Annotated in this window: 17 protein-coding genes and 1 tRNA gene; 10 read left to right on the forward strand and 8 right to left on the reverse strand. The window is 31.0% G+C overall.

Annotated elements, in window-relative coordinates:
• Positions 1-4 precede the first annotated feature (4 nt).
• Complete coding sequence (ndk, locus tag HA145_RS00285; protein WP_209127342.1) at positions 5-463, forward strand: nucleoside-diphosphate kinase; 459 nt, start codon at positions 5-7, stop codon at positions 461-463.
• A 3-nt stretch (positions 464-466) separates the two neighbouring features.
• On the opposite strand, the gene thiO is transcribed toward ndk, so the two are convergent.
• Positions 467-1576 (reverse strand): glycine oxidase ThiO, encoded by a 1110-nt coding sequence (gene thiO / locus HA145_RS00290; protein ID WP_209127343.1) that lies wholly within the window; start codon positions 1574-1576, stop codon positions 467-469.
• Between the two features lie 79 nt (positions 1577-1655).
• Between thiO and gatB the strand changes: the two genes are divergently transcribed.
• Complete coding sequence (gene gatB, locus HA145_RS00295; protein ID WP_209127344.1) at positions 1656-3128, forward strand: Asp-tRNA(Asn)/Glu-tRNA(Gln) amidotransferase subunit GatB; 1473 nt, start codon at positions 1656-1658, stop codon at positions 3126-3128.
• Between the two features lie 4 nt (positions 3129-3132).
• On the opposite strand, the gene coaE is transcribed toward gatB, so the two are convergent.
• On the reverse strand, positions 3133-3750 hold the full coding sequence (gene coaE / locus HA145_RS00300) for a dephospho-CoA kinase (protein ID WP_209127345.1): 618 nt from the start codon (positions 3748-3750) through the stop codon (positions 3133-3135).
• 75 nt (positions 3751-3825) lie between these two features.
• On the opposite strand from coaE, the gene argJ reads away from it, so the two are divergent.
• Entirely contained in the window at positions 3826-5064 is a 1239-nt protein-coding gene (gene argJ / locus HA145_RS00305; protein WP_209127346.1) for a bifunctional glutamate N-acetyltransferase/amino-acid acetyltransferase ArgJ, read from the forward strand.
• 168 nt (positions 5065-5232) lie between these two features.
• On the opposite strand, the gene HA145_RS00310 is transcribed toward argJ, so the two are convergent.
• Positions 5233-5904, reverse strand: a complete 672-nt coding sequence (locus tag HA145_RS00310; RefSeq protein WP_209127347.1) for an AAA family ATPase — start codon at positions 5902-5904, stop codon at positions 5233-5235.
• Positions 5905-6053: 149 nt separating this feature from the next.
• Here HA145_RS00310 and HA145_RS00315 point away from each other — a divergent pair, with 149 nt between their 5' ends.
• Complete coding sequence (locus HA145_RS00315) at positions 6054-7016, forward strand: aldo/keto reductase (RefSeq protein ID WP_209127348.1); 963 nt, start codon at positions 6054-6056, stop codon at positions 7014-7016.
• Between the two features lie 8 nt (positions 7017-7024).
• Here the strand turns inward: HA145_RS00315 and HA145_RS00320 are convergent, their stop codons facing one another.
• Positions 7025-7162 carry a hypothetical protein gene (locus tag HA145_RS00320; protein WP_209127349.1) on the reverse strand — a complete coding sequence of 46 codons (138 nt, stop codon included), beginning with the start codon at positions 7160-7162 and terminating at the stop codon, positions 7025-7027.
• Positions 7163-7645: 483 nt separating this feature from the next.
• Between HA145_RS00320 and HA145_RS00330 the strand changes: the two genes are divergently transcribed.
• Complete coding sequence (locus tag HA145_RS00330) at positions 7646-8770, forward strand: THUMP domain-containing class I SAM-dependent RNA methyltransferase (protein WP_209127350.1); 1125 nt, start codon at positions 7646-7648, stop codon at positions 8768-8770.
• A gap of 1 nt (position 8771) precedes the next feature.
• Here HA145_RS00330 and HA145_RS00335 read toward each other — a convergent pair whose 3' ends face one another.
• Complete coding sequence (locus HA145_RS00335; RefSeq protein ID WP_209127358.1) at positions 8772-9158, reverse strand: phage holin family protein; 387 nt, start codon at positions 9156-9158, stop codon at positions 8772-8774.
• 1 nt (position 9159) lies between these two features.
• On the reverse strand, positions 9160-9621 hold the full coding sequence (locus HA145_RS00340) for a DUF883 C-terminal domain-containing protein (RefSeq protein WP_209127351.1): 462 nt from the start codon (positions 9619-9621) through the stop codon (positions 9160-9162).
• Between the two features lie 188 nt (positions 9622-9809).
• Between HA145_RS00340 and HA145_RS00345 the strand changes: the two genes are divergently transcribed.
• The 4 genes from HA145_RS00345 to HA145_RS00360 all read left to right on the forward strand — a co-directional run bounded on the left by HA145_RS00345 (position 9810) and on the right by HA145_RS00360 (position 15152).
• Positions 9810-9947 (forward strand): hypothetical protein, encoded by a 138-nt coding sequence (locus HA145_RS00345; RefSeq protein WP_209107624.1) that lies wholly within the window; start codon positions 9810-9812, stop codon positions 9945-9947.
• Between the two features lie 83 nt (positions 9948-10030).
• Complete coding sequence (locus HA145_RS00350) at positions 10031-10393, forward strand: hypothetical protein (protein ID WP_209127352.1); 363 nt, start codon at positions 10031-10033, stop codon at positions 10391-10393.
• Between the two features lie 76 nt (positions 10394-10469).
• Complete coding sequence (gene smc, locus HA145_RS00355) at positions 10470-14060, forward strand: chromosome segregation protein SMC (RefSeq protein WP_209127353.1); 3591 nt, start codon at positions 10470-10472, stop codon at positions 14058-14060.
• Positions 14061-14105: 45 nt separating this feature from the next.
• Positions 14106-15152 carry a PRC-barrel domain-containing protein gene (locus HA145_RS00360; protein ID WP_209127354.1) on the forward strand — a complete coding sequence of 349 codons (1047 nt, stop codon included), beginning with the start codon at positions 14106-14108 and terminating at the stop codon, positions 15150-15152.
• Positions 15153-15155: 3 nt separating this feature from the next.
• On the opposite strand, the gene HA145_RS00365 is transcribed toward HA145_RS00360, so the two are convergent.
• Positions 15156-16421: a glycosyl transferase gene (locus tag HA145_RS00365; RefSeq protein ID WP_209127359.1), complete on the reverse strand. Its 1266-nt coding sequence runs from the start codon at positions 16419-16421 to the stop codon at positions 15156-15158.
• Positions 16422-16445: 24 nt separating this feature from the next.
• Positions 16446-16527, reverse strand: a tRNA-Leu gene (locus HA145_RS00370).
• 262 nt (positions 16528-16789) lie between these two features.
• Here HA145_RS00370 and HA145_RS00375 point away from each other — a divergent pair.
• A partial coding sequence (locus tag HA145_RS00375; protein ID WP_209127355.1) for a biotin carboxylase N-terminal domain-containing protein occupies positions 16790-17505 on the forward strand: 716 nt, incomplete at its 3' end.

Consider the following 17505-nt stretch of genomic DNA (forward strand, 5'->3'; position numbering starts at 1 on the left):
CTAAATGAACAAAGAGAGAACCTTTATTGCAATTAAGCCAGATGGAGTTCAAAGAGGATATGTTGCTGAGATAATTGGCAGATTTGAAAAAAAAGGATTTAAATTGGTTGGATTAAAGCAATTAATACCCTCAAAAGATCTTGCTCAAAATCATTATGGGGTACATAGAGAAAGACCCTTTTTTGGCGATTTAGTAGACTTTATTTCAAGTGGTCCTGTTGTAGCAATGGTGTGGGAAGGAGAAGGAGTTATTTTGAGTGCTAGAAAACTAATAGGTGCAACAAAACCTCTTGAAGCAGAGCCTGGAACAATTAGAGGTGATTTAGCTATTGATATTGGGAGAAATATTATTCATGGTTCTGATGGAGAAGATACCGCTAAATTTGAAATTGATCTATGGTTTAACCCTGATGAATTATGTGATTGGGAAACTTCTGATTCGAAATGGCGGTCTGAAAATTAAAATTTAAATCTCAAATCTATCTAAACTAAATTTCTCTAAAAAGCTTTTTTCTATTTCTTTGAGACTTTTATTTTGAACTATTTTCAAAAGAAGATCACTTGTTATTGCAGAAAATAAAACTCCATTTCTGTAATGTCCTGTAGCTATAAAAAGGTTTTCAATTTTTGATTTTCCAATTATTGGTTTAAGGTCTGGTGTGCAAGGCCTAAATCCCCACCAATGTTCCATTTGTGGCCAATTAATAGCTTCTGGTAATAAGGAGCAAATACCTTCTTGTAGTTCTTTTATCCCATTGGGGGTATTACCCTGATTAAATTTTGAATCTTTTTCAACTGTTGCTCCAACGATAATAAGTCCATCTTCACGAGGAACTAGATAAGTGTTTGGACCAAAAATAACTCTTTTCAAGAAATTTGTTGGACCTTGTATTGATAGCATTTGTCCCTTTATAGGAAAGACTGGAATTTTATTAAAAATTTTTTTACTCCAAGCACCACTGCATATAATTGCTTTTTCGCAGGTAATTTTTTTTTGTTCCCCAGTAGCACATAAAACTTTTGCACCAGTAATTTTGTTTTTTTCTAATATTAAATCCTCTACTTCTGATCCTTCTTGAAATTCAACTCCATGCAAGGAGCATGCTCTCTCAAGAGCACGCATTAGTCTTCTTCGGTTATCTATTTGACCATCTTGTTCAAAAAGTAAACCATGCTTCCAAATTGAATTCATTCCATTGATTTCTTTTTGAAGATCTTTGTGATTTAAATATTTTCCATATTTATAAGTCGGAAACTCTTCAAGATCTTTTTTATTTTTAAAAGGAACTACTATGCCACATTTTTTTAAACCGCATTCAATATTACTATCTTGTTCAATACTTTTTATCCACTTTGGAATTAGACTTTGACTTTCTTGGCCAAATTTTAGTAATTCATCTTCGAGCCCTTCGGCATGAGTAGCTAACATTCCTGCAGCAACAAATCCAGCTGATTCATTTCTGTTTTTGCTTAAAACTAAAACTTTGAAGTTATTTTTAGAAAATTCATAAGCAATAGATAAACCTACAAGCCCACCACCAATAATTAATATTGAATTTTTTGTTTCTTGTGTCATTTAAGAATAAATATTTTTATTTGTGTTTTGGTCCTCTTTTCCTTTATATCCAATAAAATTAATAAAGAGACTTTTGATAATGAACAATTTGGAATCTTGGGAAGCTGTGATTGGTTTGGAAACTCATGTACAGCTTAATACGAAAAGTAAAATATTCACATCTGCTTCAACAGCTTTTGGCGATGCACCTAATACTCATATAGATCCTGTAGTTTGTGGTTTACCGGGAACTCTCCCAGTTTTGAATGAGACTGTTCTTGAGTATGCTGTGAAAACTTCTTTAGCATTAAATTTAAATGTTGCAGAACATTGTAAATTTGATAGAAAACAATATTTTTATCCTGATCTGCCTAAAAATTATCAAATTTCACAATTTGATGAGCCACTAGCTGAAAATGGCTGGTTAGAGGTTGAAATAATTGAAAAGAACAAAGAACCTTATATCAAAAAAATTGGGATAGAAAGATTACATATGGAAGAAGATGCTGGAAAACTAGTCCATTTAGGTAGTGATAGATTAGCTGGTTCTAAGTATTCCTTAGTTGATTACAATCGTGCTGGAATAGCACTTTGTGAGATTGTAAGTAAACCAGATATTAGATCAGGTAAAGAGGCATCTGAATATGCTTCAGAGATCAGAAGAACAGTTAGATATCTAGGCGTATCAGACGGAAATATGCAAGAGGGTTCATTGCGATGTGATGTCAATATTTCAGTTAGAAAAGGACCTAATGCTCCATTTGGCACCAAAGTGGAAATAAAAAATATGAATTCATTTTCCGCAATTCAAAAGGCTTGTGATTATGAAATAGCAAGACAAATAGAAGTTTATGAAAATGGAGGAAAAATTTTCCAAGAAACAAGGTTATGGGATGAAGCTAAGCAACTCACAAAAAGTATGAGAATGAAAGAAGGCAGCAGTGACTATAGATATTTTCCTGATCCTGACTTAGGACCAATTGAAATAACAAAAGCCCAAAAAGAAATATGGTTAAAAGAACTTCCAGAATTACCTTCAAAGAAAAGAAATAAATATGTAAATGAATTTGGGTTATCTGCATATGATGCAAGGGTAATTTCTGATGAAATTAATATGGCTAACTTTTTTGAAGAAACAGTAGCTAATGGTACTGATGCCAAACTAGCTTCAAATTGGGTAACAAGTGATATTGTGGGTTATTTAAAAGCAAATAAACTTAGTTTTAGTGACTTAAAACTTAGTCCTGAAAATCTTGCTGAAATGATAAACATGATCTCAAATAAAACTATAAGTGGAAAAATTGCAAAGGAAATTTTACCTGAACTAATTCAAAAAAATATCTCTCCGAAAAAATTTGTTGAAGAAAAAGGGTTGGCCATGATATCTGATTCTTCAAGTATTTTACCAATAATTGATGAACTTATAACTGAATATCCAGATGAGGTTCAAGCATTTAGAAATGGCAAAACTAAATTACTTGGTTTTTTTGTTGGTCAACTAATGAAAAGAACAAAAGGTAAAGCTGACCCTAAACTTGCAAATAAACTTCTTGCAGAAAAATTGAATAGCTAAAGCTTCAAAGAAGCTCTCTTATTGTCTTGATCCATTTATTTTGATCATCTGAATTATCTAAAATAATGTCTGAAAATTTTCTTTTTTCTTCAAAACTTAATTGAAGATTTATGGAGTCGTATGCTTCTTTTTCGCTAATTTTATCTCGTTTCATAAGTCTTTTTTTTTGTGTCTCTCTAGGACATTTAACTAACCATATTTCAGTGCAAATATCTTCAAATTTTGCTTCAAATAATAATGGAATAACCAATACTAAAGTTTGAGTATTTTTGTGATGACTGCATTCTTCTATCATTTTTTCTTTAATTAATGGATGAAGTAGTTTTTCAATCCATTCTTTACTTTCTGAATGTTTAAATATAATGTTCCTTAAAAGTTTTCTGTTTATTTCTTTTTCTGAATTGTTCTTATTTTCAATAATTTTATGTCCAAAATAATCTAAAATTTTCTTATATCCATATGTGTTTGGTTTGATTAATTCTCTTGATAAATTATCTGCATCTAAAATTGGAATGTTTTTATGATTTCTTATGTAATTAGTTATGGTTGTCTTCCCACTGGCAATACCTCCTGTTAAACCAATCCTTCTTTGGTTGTTTTTTGATTTTTGAAGAATATCCATATATTTAATAATAATCTAATAACCTGTTTCTTTAGTATTGAAGAGTAGTTAGTATGAATTAAAATATTAAAAAGTTTGAGCCAGTTAGATACCAATTGGTCGTTTGTTGATGACAGTGTGGAAACACCCAAGGGATTTCTTTTTGCTGGGATATCAGCTGGATTAAAAGCTTCTAATAAAAAAGATTTAGCACTAATACTCGCTCCAGAAGGCAGTATTTTTAGTGGGATGTTTACCCAATCAATAGTTCGCGCTTCATGTGTAGATATTTGTGAGGAAAGAATTAAAAGAGCTTCGGGATTTGTACGAGCAATACTAATTAATTCTGGTCAAGCAAATGCATGTACAGGAAATCTTGGACTTCATCATTTTCAAATTGCTACAGCAAAGATTGCGGAACTTTTAGGCATAAAGGAAGAAGAAGTTTTAATGTGCTCAACTGGTGTAATTGGTGTTCCTATACAAATAAATGATTTAGTAAAAAATTTACCAAATTTAGTAAGTGTTTTAAAAGTTAATAATTTTCAAAATGCAGCAGAAGCAATTTTAACTACTGATTTGACTTTAAAAAAAGTTTTAATAGAGACGATTATTCAAGGTAGAAAAATAAAAATAGCAGGATTTGCAAAAGGTTCAGGAATGATTTACCCCAATATGGCTACAATGCTTGCTTTTCTTACATGTGATGTGGGTATTGAAAAAGAAGTATGGGATAAAATGATTTCGATTGCGGTTAAAAAATCTTTTAATGCAATATCAGTTGATGGAGAAACAAGCACAAATGATTCGTTTATTGCAATAAATGCAGGAGAGAAAATTGATAAAAGATATTTTCCAATTATTCAAAAAGGGATTGATATTGTGTGTCAAAACTTAGCAAAAAATATTGCAAGAGATGGAGAGGGAGCTAATTGTTTATTAGAAGTTTTGGTTCAAGGAGCAAAAAATACTGGAGATGCAATTATGGTTGCTAAATTTATTTGTAATTCTGCATTAGTAAAAACTGCGATTCATGGCTGTGATCCTAATTGGGGAAGAATTATTTCAGCTGCAGGTAATTCTGGAGTTGAATTCAATTTTAATAACGTTGACTTGTATATTGGTAATTATCAGATTTTGGAGAAGGGCAAGTTAAAACAATATGATTCGAATAAAGTCACTGAATATATTAGGTCCAAAATGAATGGTAAATATTTAGTTGAAGATATTGTACAAATTATGATTAATCTAAATTCTGGCGCATCGAAAGGCACAGCCTGGGGATGCGATCTCTCTAAAAAGTACGTTGAAATAAATAGCGAATATACTACTTAAGTTTTAGTAAATCTATTGGAAGATATTCATTTATATAAAGAAAAAGTATTGTTAAAGTTCCAATCACAGAACTTATAAAACCCCCCAAGATATTAACTAATAATCCAGATTGAGGAACTATTTTTTCTTCGTTTTTTTCTTCTTCAAAATCAGGAGAATCAACTACTTTTAAGCGCTGATTGGTTGTTGGTTGTTTAATTTGTTGGTGTCGGATGAGGGCTTCGAAATCAGGCATGGAATTTGTGAGGCAATTGAACAATAAGCAGACCAGCCCGTCATTCGACGAGGATCTGATCTACCCAAATCATCTACAGCTTCAAATACAGCATTCCCAGAGGCTTCTGCTTTATCAAATGCTGAAAGTAAGGGTATAAATGTATCAAAAACATATAAACCAAAATTTTCTAAAGCTGCTTTAGCTTGTTGTGCTGCTTTTTGCTGTCTAAAATCAACTTTTACTATTACTACTGCATGGTTAACTTTTAAGTTGCTTAATAAATTAGCAAGTTCAACAGTTAATTCTACTGATCTTGCTTTTGCAGTTGTAGGTAAGATAACTAAATCTGAACCATATGCTAAGTGTTTAAGTTCTTCTTGATCGCTACTCGCTTGTCCATCAGTTATTACGATTTCTGATGATCTTGATGCTTTAGCAGCTGAACTGACAGGGAAGACTGGAAATGGAAGATTACCTCTTGAAGAGTATGCTAGTGCTGATCTGTTTTTGTCAGCATCGACTATGCATACTTTTTTCCCTTCAGAATGCCAAACACTTGCAAGGTGAATACTTGTGCAAGTTTTGGCCACTCCTCCTTTTTGTCCGCAAACGGTAATGAACAATTTTTTTTTTATTTCTCTTACTTTGGAGAATAATTTCTTAATGTCAAGAGAAATTGATTTTTAATGCTTTAAAACTTATTTTTTTTGAAATATTTCTAACTCTTCAATATTTTAGATAACCTTATAAAGTGCTTTATTTAAATAGGCTTGTGAAGAAAAGAATTGGACTAGGTACTTGGTCCTGGGGGAATAAACTTTTTTGGAATTATAAATCTACAAATGACGATGATTTACGTGAGACATATAATGAAGCATTGAAAAGAGGTTTTGATCTAATTGATACTGCTGATTCTTACGGTACAGGAAATCTTCAGGGTAGAAGTGAATCATTGATAGGCAAGTTTTTATTAGATACTCCTCCTACAAAAAAAAATAGAATCCAAATAGCAACCAAACTCGCACCTTATCCTTGGAGAATTGGGGATAGAGGTTTTAATAAACCTTTTTTAAAAAGTTTAGAAAGGCTAAATAATAAATTAGACATAGTGCAATTACATTGGTCAACTGCAAAATACAATCCTTGGCAAGAATTAGGGCTTTTGAATAATCTTTGTGATTTAAAAGATCAAGGTTTTGATTTTCAAATCGGCTTATCAAATATAGGTCCTCAAAGATTGAAGCAATTAATTCATTTCTTGGCAAAAAGAGATCAAATGCTAAAAAGCGTTCAAATACAGTTTTCTTTGCTTGCTCCCGATTTAAAAAAACAATATCAGGTAAAAAAAATTTGTGAAGAAAATAATATTGATTTCTTTGCATATAGTCCTTTGTCCTTTGGAATACTTTGTATTGATCCAGATAAAGAAGAAAATAAAGAAAAAAGCTTTATTCGTAATGCTTTATTTGAAAACTATAAAAAACCAACATATGAGTTGCGTAGGTGTCTTAAAAGAATTGCGAATCAAAGATCAGTTTCCCAAGCTCAAGTGGCAATTAATTGGTGTTGTTATCAAGGAACTATTCCACTCGTTGGAATGCGGAAAAAATCTCAAGTTATAGATGTATCGAATGTATTCAAGTGGAATTTAGATAAAAATGAATTTAAAGTAATTCAAGAAGTTTCAAAAAATTGTTTAAAAAAAATGCCTAAAAATCCTTTTTCAAGTATTTAATTAAATTTTTAGGTAGATATCTTCTTATTTTTTTTTATTTGAGAACTAATATTCCATAGTTCATTAGGAAATTTTTCACCAGTGAATCTAATAACTTTAGGTTTGAGATTTATTATCAAGTCATTTAATTTTTTATTAGTTTCCATTTTGCTGGTTTAGATTCTTTATTAAGATAAATTAATTTAAAACTTATTTTCTAAGCATTTATACTTAACAAATTTAAAAAATTCTTTTTAATACAAGAAATTGCAGCAATATTTACATACTAATAAATTATCTACTACAACTTCTTAGTTATTTAAAAAAAGTGGAGTCCTTCCAGACTCCGAGTATCATTTGGTTGATAAGGCTGATATGACCCCATCTCCTTTAGGATCAAGCAGCAACTGGTGCTGTTTGACGGGAGAAACTAACGATTTTGTTAGCGTTTGTGTTTTTGCTCTAACCGAGCCGGCTTCAGTCACCTTCCTTATGCCCCGTCGAAACCATTACAACCCCAAATAGTGGAGTTGAGCGGAATCGAACCGCTGTCCGAAACATCGGTTGAGATCACCTAGTCCAATTGGACATTTATATTCTGACAGGCAAAATGAGTATTGAATAGTTTTTTTTATTAAGTTTTATCGTATATGAATATAGTTGCATCAGCTCCAGAGGGACTAGAGAAATCTTTAGCTGAAGAAATTTCAAATTTAGGTGGTTTTAATATTAATACTTATAAAAGATTTATTAATTTTGAATGTGATTTTGAAACTTTTTATAGAGTTCATTTCTATTCCAGATTAGCTTTTCGTTTTTATAGAGAAATTGCAAGTTTTAACTGCTATGACAAGCAATCTTTATATAAGGGGGTTAGAGATTCATTTAATTGGTTAGATTGGCTGCATTATGAAAAAACGTTTAATGTCCAAGTAACTGGGAGAACATCTTCTTTAAGTCATACACATTTTACTGCTCTTGAAGTTAAAAATTCTATTACTGATTTGCAACAGGCAGTTTGGAATAAAAGATCAAATATTTCTTTAGATGATCCTGATTTCATAATTCATCTACATTTAAATAACAATAAAGCAATTATCAGTCTTCAAAGTAGTGTGGAAAGCTTACACAAAAGAGGTTATAGACCAGCAGTTGGAAATGCCCCATTGAAAGAAAATTTAGCTTCTGGATTGATAAATATGACTCAATGGAATGGAAAAGTCCCTTTAATTGATTTTATGTGCGGCTCAGGAACTTTTTTAATTGAGGCAGTTAACCAATTTCTTGAAGTCCCTGTAAATATTGATCAAGTATATCTTTTTGAGAATTGGTTGGACTTTAGAAAAGATATTTATCTTAATGAAAAAAATAAGGCAAAAAGTAAAATTATAAATTACGAAAAATTACCGAAAATAATAGGTTGCGAAATTAATAGAATGGTATTTGACCAGGCAAAAGTAAACATTACATTGGCGGGACTTGAAAATTATATTGAACTTTTAAATAATGATTTTTTAGAACTTCAATCAAAACTTACACCTGGGATAATTATATGTAATCCTCCATATGGCAAAAAATTGGGCGATGAAAATGAATTGATTTGTTTATATGAACAAATGGGAAACTTCCTGAAGAATAACTTTTCAGGCTGGGAATTTTGGCTTCTAAGTGGAAATCCAAAACTAACAAAATATTTGAAAATGAAATCTTCATTGAAAATTCCCGTTAGTAATGGAGGAATAGATTGTAGATGGATAAAATATTTAATAAGGTAATTTATTTTTTGCCTAAAACGGCCTTTGTTGTCTTGCCTAAACCTTCTAATGTTTGAGGAAGATAAGGTCCTTTGGCTAATTTTCCTCCAAGCTTCAAACTTAAGCCTGCAAGAAATAAATCGATAAATATTATGATTAATAAATTATATTCAATGTTCCAGTTATTATATTTTGTTAGAAAAAGATAAAAAATAATATGGATGCAAATTAGTACTAATAATAGTAATGTGCTTCCAATTGCTAAAAATATTCCACCACTAATTAATCTTCTTTTTTCTCTATCTACTTCTTGAAGAGCTATTCTTACATGCAAATCCATCACTGAACTTGCAATAGCTGAAATTCTTGAAGCCGTATTTGCAAAATTTTTATTTTTTGGTTTTTCCATATTATTTTCTGCCACTGTTTAGGAGAGTTCCTATTAGTAAACCAATACCAGCAGCAATAGCAATAGATAATAGTGGTTTTTTTCTTATTGGACTTTCTATTTTTGGTCTAAGAGTATTATTAAGTTCTTCTAATAACTCTTCTAATTGACTTTCGATAGGTTCAATTTTTTCTGATATCTCCCAATTATTTTCTCGGAGTGTATCAATGATTTCAAATAGTTGGCGTTTAATTCCAACTGCTGAGGTTCCACTATGGGTCGCTATTACTTCAACTAAATCATCAATACTCCCTTTTGTTGCTTCAAGGGTTTGCTGCGCAATTGTAGGCCATTTTTCTTTTATTAAAGGTATTAAACTGTCAATTTTTTCAAGTAACCATTTCTCTGAGATAACTTCTTGTTTAGGAAGTTTAGAGTTATCTTCTTTGTCTTCTACTTCATTGGGAGGGTTGTAAGTCTCCATTATTTAAACTTATTTATTTTAAGATTAGACCCTATTTTCTTAATTTGGAACCCTTATCTAAAGATTTGTGCGATTTATATAGAATAAAAACATATAAAAGTTTATTTACATTTTATTTATCTACTCTGTTCTGCAAGAAGGTTTTGTTAAGCTATTACTGAATTTATAAAATTATTTTAAATTTCATTATGGATATCACATTTGCATCATTAGTTTTTGCATCTCGCACAATCCCTACAGATTTTGGGTTAGTAGCGGCAGCTATCGCGGGAGCAGGAAGTTTGCTATTCATTGCTTTAAGATTTGTCCCTGATGCAAGTAATTAATTAAAAGTAATCACCTTAAATAAAATAAATTTTTATCTCAACTTTGTTTTGAAAATAGATTCGATTTATTTATCAATAAAATAATGAATAATTGGGTCTTGCTTGAACATAAAGTTCCCTCTACTGACTCTTTTGATATTCATTATGATTTTTTAGTTGAAAATGGAATGGATTGTTTAACATGGAAATTTTTAAAACTACCTGTATTTAGTCAAGCTTCTATAGAAATTTTTAAACAGCCAAATCATAGACTTGTATGGCTATCGAGGATAGAATATGAACTTTCTGGGAATAGAGGTTTTGTAAAAAGAATAGATCATGGAAAATATAAAAACGTTTCTGATAAATTGGAATCTGGATTTTTTCGATTCATTTTAGATGGTGAACTTCTTCATGGTTTGGTTGAAATTTCTGGGAATTCTTGTAGATTGACCAAAAATAATTAATATTCATTTATAAATAATCGTAATATTTCTATTGAGAATTTTCGCAAATTAGTTATTCTTATTTAGCTATTGAGACTTGATATTGGTCCATATCAATCAGGTCGAGTTTGAAAATTTTAAATCTTTTGGGGGAAGTGTAAAAATTCCTCTTGAAGAAGGTTTTACAGTGGTCACTGGGCCTAATGGTTCTGGGAAAAGTAATATTTTAGATGGTATTTTATTCTGTTTAGGTTTAGCTAATAGTAGAGGCATGAGGGCAGAAAGATTACCAGATCTAATAAATAACTCTAAAGTTAAAGAGGGTAAGTCATCAGAAACATTTGTATCAGTAAAATTTAATATTCATGATTGGTCTCCTAGAGAGGACCTTCCGCCCTTGGAATTAGAAGAAGACGAAATCGCTCTTAAAAAGGGTCAAAAAGAATGGGTAGTTTCTAGGAAACTAAGGCTTATGCCTGGCGGCTCTTATGCTTCTACATACACTTCTGATGGAAAACAATGTACTTTGCAACAAATACAGAAAATATTAAGGGATATTAGTGTTGATCCTGAGGGAAGCAATGTTGTTATGCAGGGTGATGTAACAAGAATAGTAACAATGAATAATAAGGAGAGAAGAAATATTATTGATGAGCTGGCAGGAGTCGCACTTTTTGATACAAGAATAGAACAAACTAATGCAAAATTAAATGATGTGTTCGAAAGACAAGAAAGGTGTGAAATTTTAGAAAATGAATTGCAATCTAGTAAAAATAAGCTTGAAAAAGAATGTGAAAAAGCAAAGCAATATAAAGAGTTAAAGGCAAAACTACTAAAAATAATGGAATTAGAGAAAGTTCTTATTTTTGATAAACAAGTTAAGCATGTTGAATTTATAGAAAAAAAAGAAACTGAAATTGAAAAAAATAAAATGTTATTTTATAAACAAAAAGAATCTATTAATAGAGAGATATTGGTATTAGAAGAGGCATTAAAAATACTGGTTGATGAGCTAAAGGAGAAAGGAGAGGATAAATTGATAAAAGTTAATTCTGATATTGGAAGTATTAATTCTAGCTTGAGAGAACATGATAGAATCTCAAATTTGAATAAACAAGAAGGTATTAAATTACAGAAGCAGAGAGATGAAATTGCGATTTCTAAGAGGAATATCGAGTCAGAAAAGAAGAGACAAGAAAATTTTGATGATAATTTTTTAAATCAGTTGAATTTGCAAATTGATGATCTCACTTTAAAACATAAATTATCCAGAAAAAAACTTTCTGATGCGGCTGGAGAATCTGGAGAATTCTCAAAACAAAGTATTCAATTAAATGCTGAGCTTGAAATTGTAAAGAATAAAATTAATCCTTTGGAAATAAAAAAAAGGAAAATTACAGAAGAAACTACACAAAATAATATTCAAAAAAATGAAATATCGTCTCAGATCGACGCCTTAGAGTTAGAAAAGCAGAAACTTTTTGAAGTAAATCAAATAAAAAAAGAGACATCCGATACAAAGGATAAAAACATGGCAAGTAACAACTCAGAAATTAATTCTTTAAAAAATGAAATTGATTTATTAATAAAAACTAAATTAAGGCTAAACAATGAGCAATTAAAGCTTGAAAAGGATTTATCTAGATTTGAAAGTAGAAAGGAAGCTTTAAATGAATCCAGAGGTTCATACGCTCTAAGAATTCTTTTAGAAGCTGGGTTAGAGGGTATACATGGTTATGTAGCTCAACTTGGTGAGGTTAGTGAGAAAAATAGATATGCTTTAGAAATTGCTGCTGGAAACAGACTCGGGCAAATTGTTGTTGAAAATGATCATATTGCAGCAAAAGCAATTGATATTCTTAAAAAGAAGAAAGCGGGAAGATTAACTTTTTTACCTTTAAATAGAATTAAAAGTTTAAAGAAGAATTTTGCAATTTCAAGATGTGAAAATAATAGAGAGCCTGGATTTATTGATAAAGCAATTAATCTAATTACTTTTGATGAAGTTTATGCAGATGTTTTTAGATATGTTTTTGGAGATACGTTGGTTTTTTCAGACTTAGCCTCAGCAAGGATATCTAAACAAAAAAATAGGTTGGTTACCTTAAGTGGTGAATTATTAGAAGCAAGTGGTGCCATAACAGGCGGCAGCAAGTTAAATAAAGATTTAGCTTATAGATTTGGTATTAATAATGATCTTGAAGATTCTAGCCCTATAAAAGAGAGATTATTGGTTCTTGAAGAGGCTTTAAAAGAATCAAATAATGATTTGATAATTAAAAATAATAGACTTAATAATTTAAATTCTAATCGCAGTCAATTAATTAAGGATTGTGCCTCTTTCAATAAAGAAATTGAAGTAAATAAAAATTCTCTCAATGTCGTCATGAAAAGAATTGAGGATTATCAATCTAGATTAAATAAACTTGATAGTGCTAATAAATTATTAGATGAAGAGTTAGATGGTTTAAAAAATGAATTGAAGCCTCATCAAGATAAGTTTGATCAATTGCAAAACACCCTTCAGGAGAATTATGAAAAAAATCAAAAATCATCATTAATAGCTTTTAATAACGATTTTAATAATCTTGATAAAAAACTTGAATTACTTTGTAAGGAGAGAGATGTTTTATTAGAAAAGAAGAATCAATTTGCTTTAGATAAAGAGCGCATTAATAATTCATTAAAAATAACATTATTACAAGAAAAAAATTTGCAGGAATCTATTAAAGAACTTGCAATTGCTCATAGTGAATGGATAGAAAAAAGAGATAAATTTAAAAAAGAACTTTTAGTTTTAGATAATCAAAAGAATTCTCTTGAGAAGGATTTAGGTTTATTGAGAAGGAAAAGAGATGAATTAAACGCTTCAATTTCAAATAAAAGGCAAGAACATAATAACTATCTATTGAAGCTTGAATATCTTGAAAGGGATATGCATTCTCTTAAAGAAGAGATCAGAAGTGAGAAAATAAAATTAGAAAATTATAAAAAAGATTTACCTAATCCTTCCCCGCAGTTTGGAGAATATGAAGGGAGGAGTCTTGAATCTTTGCAATCAGAAATCTCTATGATAAATGCAAAACTACAAAGCTTAGAACCTGTCAATATGTTGGCACTTGATGAATTAGAAGAATTAATTGAGAGATTAAATGGTTTACGAGAAAAATTAGAAATTCTTTCTAAGGAAAGATCTGAATTATTGCTTAGAATAGAAACTGTATCGACTATGCGTCAGGAAGCTTTTATGCAAGCATTTGTAGAAGTTGATAAACACTTTAGAGAAATTTTTGCAAATTTATCTGACGGAGATGGTTTCCTTCAACTTGAGAATCCTAATTCTCCTTTGGAGGGAGGATTAACTTTAGTAGCTCACCCTAAGGGGAAAAATGTCAGAAGATTAGCTTCTATGTCAGGTGGTGAAAAATCATTAACTGCTTTAAGTTTTTTATTTGCTTTGCAAAAGTATAGACCTTCCCCTTTTTATGCATTAGATGAGGTTGATAGTTTTTTAGATGGTATAAATGTTGAAAGGTTGTCAAAATTAATATCTAATCAGTCATCAAATGCTCAATTTTTAGTCGTGAGTCATAGAAGGCCTATGATTAGTGCATCTGAGAGAACAATTGGTGTTGCCCAAGCAAAAGGTGCTAATACGCAAGTTGTTGGGTTACCAAATGCTGCATAAACACACTTTTTTGAATTTATACGTCAGAATGATAAAAAGATATTTATGAGTTTGTCTAACACATCAGCGAACAAGAATAGTTCTAATTCTGTTCCTAGCGAACGGTTATGGTTAAGGTCAGAATTGATGGGAACACAAGTTATAACTACCGATACTGGTAAGCGTTTAGGTTTAGTTGGTGAAGTTGTTGTTGATATCGACAGAAGAGAGGTGGTCGCTTTAGGACTTAGAGATAATCCACTTACAAGATTTTTACCAGGCTTACCAAAATGGATGCCATTAGAAAGTATAAAGCAAGTTGGAGATGTCATATTAGTTGACTCTTTAGATTCATTGAGTGAAGGTTTTTCTCCAGAAAGATACGGAAAAGTAATTAATTGTCAAGTGATTACTGAATCCGGAGAACTGTTAGGCAGGGTGCTGGGTTTTTCTTTTGATATCGAGACTGGGGATTTAATTTCACTTGTCATGGGTGCAGTTGGTGTTCCGCTGTTAGGTGAGGGAGTCTTGAGTACTTGGGAAATTCCTGTTGAAGAAATAGTAAGTAGTGGTACAGATAGGATTATTGTTTATGAGGGTGCTGAAGAGAAATTAAAACAATTAAGCAGTGGTTTACTTGAGAAACTTGGCGTCGGAGGGTCTTCATGGGATGAGAGACAAGCAAATGGATATTCAGCTAATCTTGTACCAGTTGAGAATCAGTTACTCTCTGGTTCGGAATTAGAACAACAAAATACTTTCGTTGAAGAATATGAAGAAGAAGTTGATGAACAAGATGATTATGAAGATGATTATGAAGATGAACTTGAATATGTTGAAATAAAAGATTCTTCAGAGGAAATTAATAAGAAAAAAAAGTTATATATGGAGAATGATTATTCTGATCAGATTGAGAATCAAAACAGTTTAAATCAAATGGATGAAGAAAAAAATGATGATTTTAAACAAAAAAAAGAATCAAATACTAATTTTGCATCGAAAAGACCAATTCAAAATGCGAGAGAAACTTTAGATATCGAACCACTAGATCAGCAAAATTTAGTTATGGATAATAAAAAATCAGAAAAGTTTGAAATTGATGATCCCTGGTAATTGTCAAAGTTTTTTAATTGAATTAGCAATGATAGAAGCAAGCTTTTTTGCTGCACCTTTATTACCTCTTTCTTTTTGTAAACTATCACTAATGTTTTTTAATTGATCTTTATTTTTTATAAGAAATAATACTTCTCTCGCAATTTTTTTAGGTGAAAAATTTCCTATTCTTTCAGGGACAATCATTCTTTTAGCTTTAATATTTGGCCAAGCAAAAAACTTCTTTTTTTTAAAATAAAAATATCTAATTATAAAAGTTAGGAATCTATTTATTAATGAAATTTTACCAATTATTCCAATAATCCCATCCCAGGCATTCATCATATTCAAATGTTGAGTTGGCAGGACAACTAACATTGGAAGAGCAATTGCTGCTAATTCTGAAGTATTTGCTCCTACAGTTGTAATCGCAATATCACATTCTTTTAAAATTTCGTAGCAAGGATGTTTCTTAATTAGATAAATTTTTGTATTTTTTGATGTTTCAATTTCATAATCAAAACGGGAGTCTTTAAGGTTTTTCAGTGTTTTGATTTTTGATGAGTAATATTTTGAAATTGGATTTCTCTCGCTTTGAAAGAATAAATATTCACTTTTATTAGTGGTTGGGGCAATGGGAATTATAAAATTTATATTTTGATTTTCTTCAGCGATATGATCTGCAACTTCTAAGAAGAAAGGAATTCCAATAGAGAGCTTTGCTTTTTTAGAACCAGGTAACAATGCAATATTGTGTTTTTCTTTATTTTTTAATGATATTTCACTATTAAGTTTGATATCTGCCATCAAATCGCCAATGATTTGACATTTATATTTATATCTTTTAGGAATCAACTCTTTTACTTTTGCATTCATAGCAGCAATTACGTTAGTCCATTGAGGCCATCGTGAAATCCATTCAGCATATGTGATATTTAAATAACCTAGTCTTTTGGCTAGTAAAATACTCCAAAATTGATCACCGCCAAGGAAAATAACTATCCCTTTTTTTGGCCAGTTTGCAAATGAATGTGGCTTTAGTAATAATTTCCAAAAACTTTTGGATTTAGTGATTAATTCAAATTTATTCCATGATTTTGCAACTAAAAATTCTTTTCCAGTAGCATTTGGGCAAGGAACAAGGACTAACCTAAGAGTGAAATTGATTTTATCTTCATCACATAGAGATTCACTTATCTTGTTAAGCTCATTAACTAAAGGACTTACCCATGTAGCTAATTCACCAGGGCCATTGGAAACTATTACTACTGCAACTGATTTTTTTTTCATTGCAGTTAAACCAAAGACATTAAATGCGGACGGCGAGACTTGAACTCGCAAGGCCGAAGCCACACGCTCCTTAGACGTGCGCGTCTACCAATTCCGCCACGTCCGCAAAGGGTTTTCAAACACCTGTGGGCAACTTTACCCTAAAGACATAATACATTATTGACTGAAATAAGGATGTAGTTCAAAAAAAGAATTTTTGGAAATTATGAATTATTTTTCTATTGCATAAAACAAATTTTTATACATATATAACGTTCTAGGTTGTATTGTAAAAAATGTCCTCTGATCACTAAAAAAATTCTGTTAAGTATTTTTCCAAAGAATTTTTTATTTTAAGTCATTTTCATTTCTTCAATTTAATTTTCATAATGGTTGAAAAAGTTTTAATTGCTAATCGTGGAGAAATAGCTTTACGAATTGTTAGAAGTTGTAGAGAACTAGGTATTGCAACAGTTGCAGTTTTTAGCACCGTAGATAAAAAAGCGTTGCATGTTCAGCTTGCTGATGAAGCAGTGTGCGTTGGAGACTCGTTAAGTAATAAGAGTTATTTAAATATTCCAAATATACTTGCTGCTGCAACATCTAGAGGAGTTGATGCGATTCATCCTGGTTATGGATTTCTTGCTGAAAATGATAAATTTGCTGAGATGTGTAATGATCACGGAATTGTCTTTATTGGTCCATCTCCTAAAGCTATTAGATCTATGGGAGATAAATCTACAGCTAAAGAAACTATGGAGGCAGTGGGAGTTCCAACAGTACCTGGTAGTAAAGGTTTGTTATCTAATATTGATGAGGCTTATAAATTGGCAGATGATATTGGTTATCCCGTAATTATCAAAGCGACTGCTGGAGGAGGTGGGAGAGGCATGAGGTTGGTCGAAAACGCTGATAATCTCGACAAAATGTTTAAAGCAGCCCAGGGAGAAGCAGAAGCTGCTTTTGGTAACGATGGTTTATATATGGAGAAATTCATAAGGAAGCCAAGACATGTAGAAATTCAAATTTTGGCAGATAGGTCGGGTAATGTTGAGTGGATAAATTTTTTAATGGTTGATCAATTACCAAAACCTGGAGTCATTTC

Source organism: Prochlorococcus marinus XMU1411 (assembly GCF_017696075.1).
GTDB classification, from domain to species: domain Bacteria; phylum Cyanobacteriota; class Cyanobacteriia; order PCC-6307; family Cyanobiaceae; genus Prochlorococcus_A; species Prochlorococcus_A marinus_V.

Coding starts and splice junctions, on each gene's coding strand:
- HA145_RS00320 (WP_209127349.1), bottom strand. CDS start 7,162: ATGGAAACTAATAAAAAATTAAATGACTTGATAATAAATCTCAAACCT.
- gatB (WP_209127344.1), top strand. CDS start 1,656: ATGAACAATTTGGAATCTTGGGAAGCTGTGATTGGTTTGGAAACTCAT.
- HA145_RS00330 (WP_209127350.1), top strand. CDS start 7,646: ATGAATATAGTTGCATCAGCTCCAGAGGGACTAGAGAAATCTTTAGCT.
- HA145_RS00335 (WP_209127358.1), bottom strand. CDS start 9,158: ATGGAAAAACCAAAAAATAAAAATTTTGCAAATACGGCTTCAAGAATT.
- ndk (WP_209127342.1), top strand. CDS start 5: ATGAACAAAGAGAGAACCTTTATTGCAATTAAGCCAGATGGAGTTCAA.
- HA145_RS00350 (WP_209127352.1), top strand. CDS start 10,031: ATGAATAATTGGGTCTTGCTTGAACATAAAGTTCCCTCTACTGACTCT.
- HA145_RS00360 (WP_209127354.1), top strand. CDS start 14,106: ATGAGTTTGTCTAACACATCAGCGAACAAGAATAGTTCTAATTCTGTT.
- thiO (WP_209127343.1), bottom strand. CDS start 1,576: ATGACACAAGAAACAAAAAATTCAATATTAATTATTGGTGGTGGGCTT.
- HA145_RS00365 (WP_209127359.1), bottom strand. CDS start 16,421: ATGAAAAAAAAATCAGTTGCAGTAGTAATAGTTTCCAATGGCCCTGGT.
- coaE (WP_209127345.1), bottom strand. CDS start 3,750: ATGGATATTCTTCAAAAATCAAAAAACAACCAAAGAAGGATTGGTTTA.
- HA145_RS00345 (WP_209107624.1), top strand. CDS start 9,810: ATGGATATCACATTTGCATCATTAGTTTTTGCATCTCGCACAATCCCT.
- HA145_RS00340 (WP_209127351.1), bottom strand. CDS start 9,621: ATGGAGACTTACAACCCTCCCAATGAAGTAGAAGACAAAGAAGATAAC.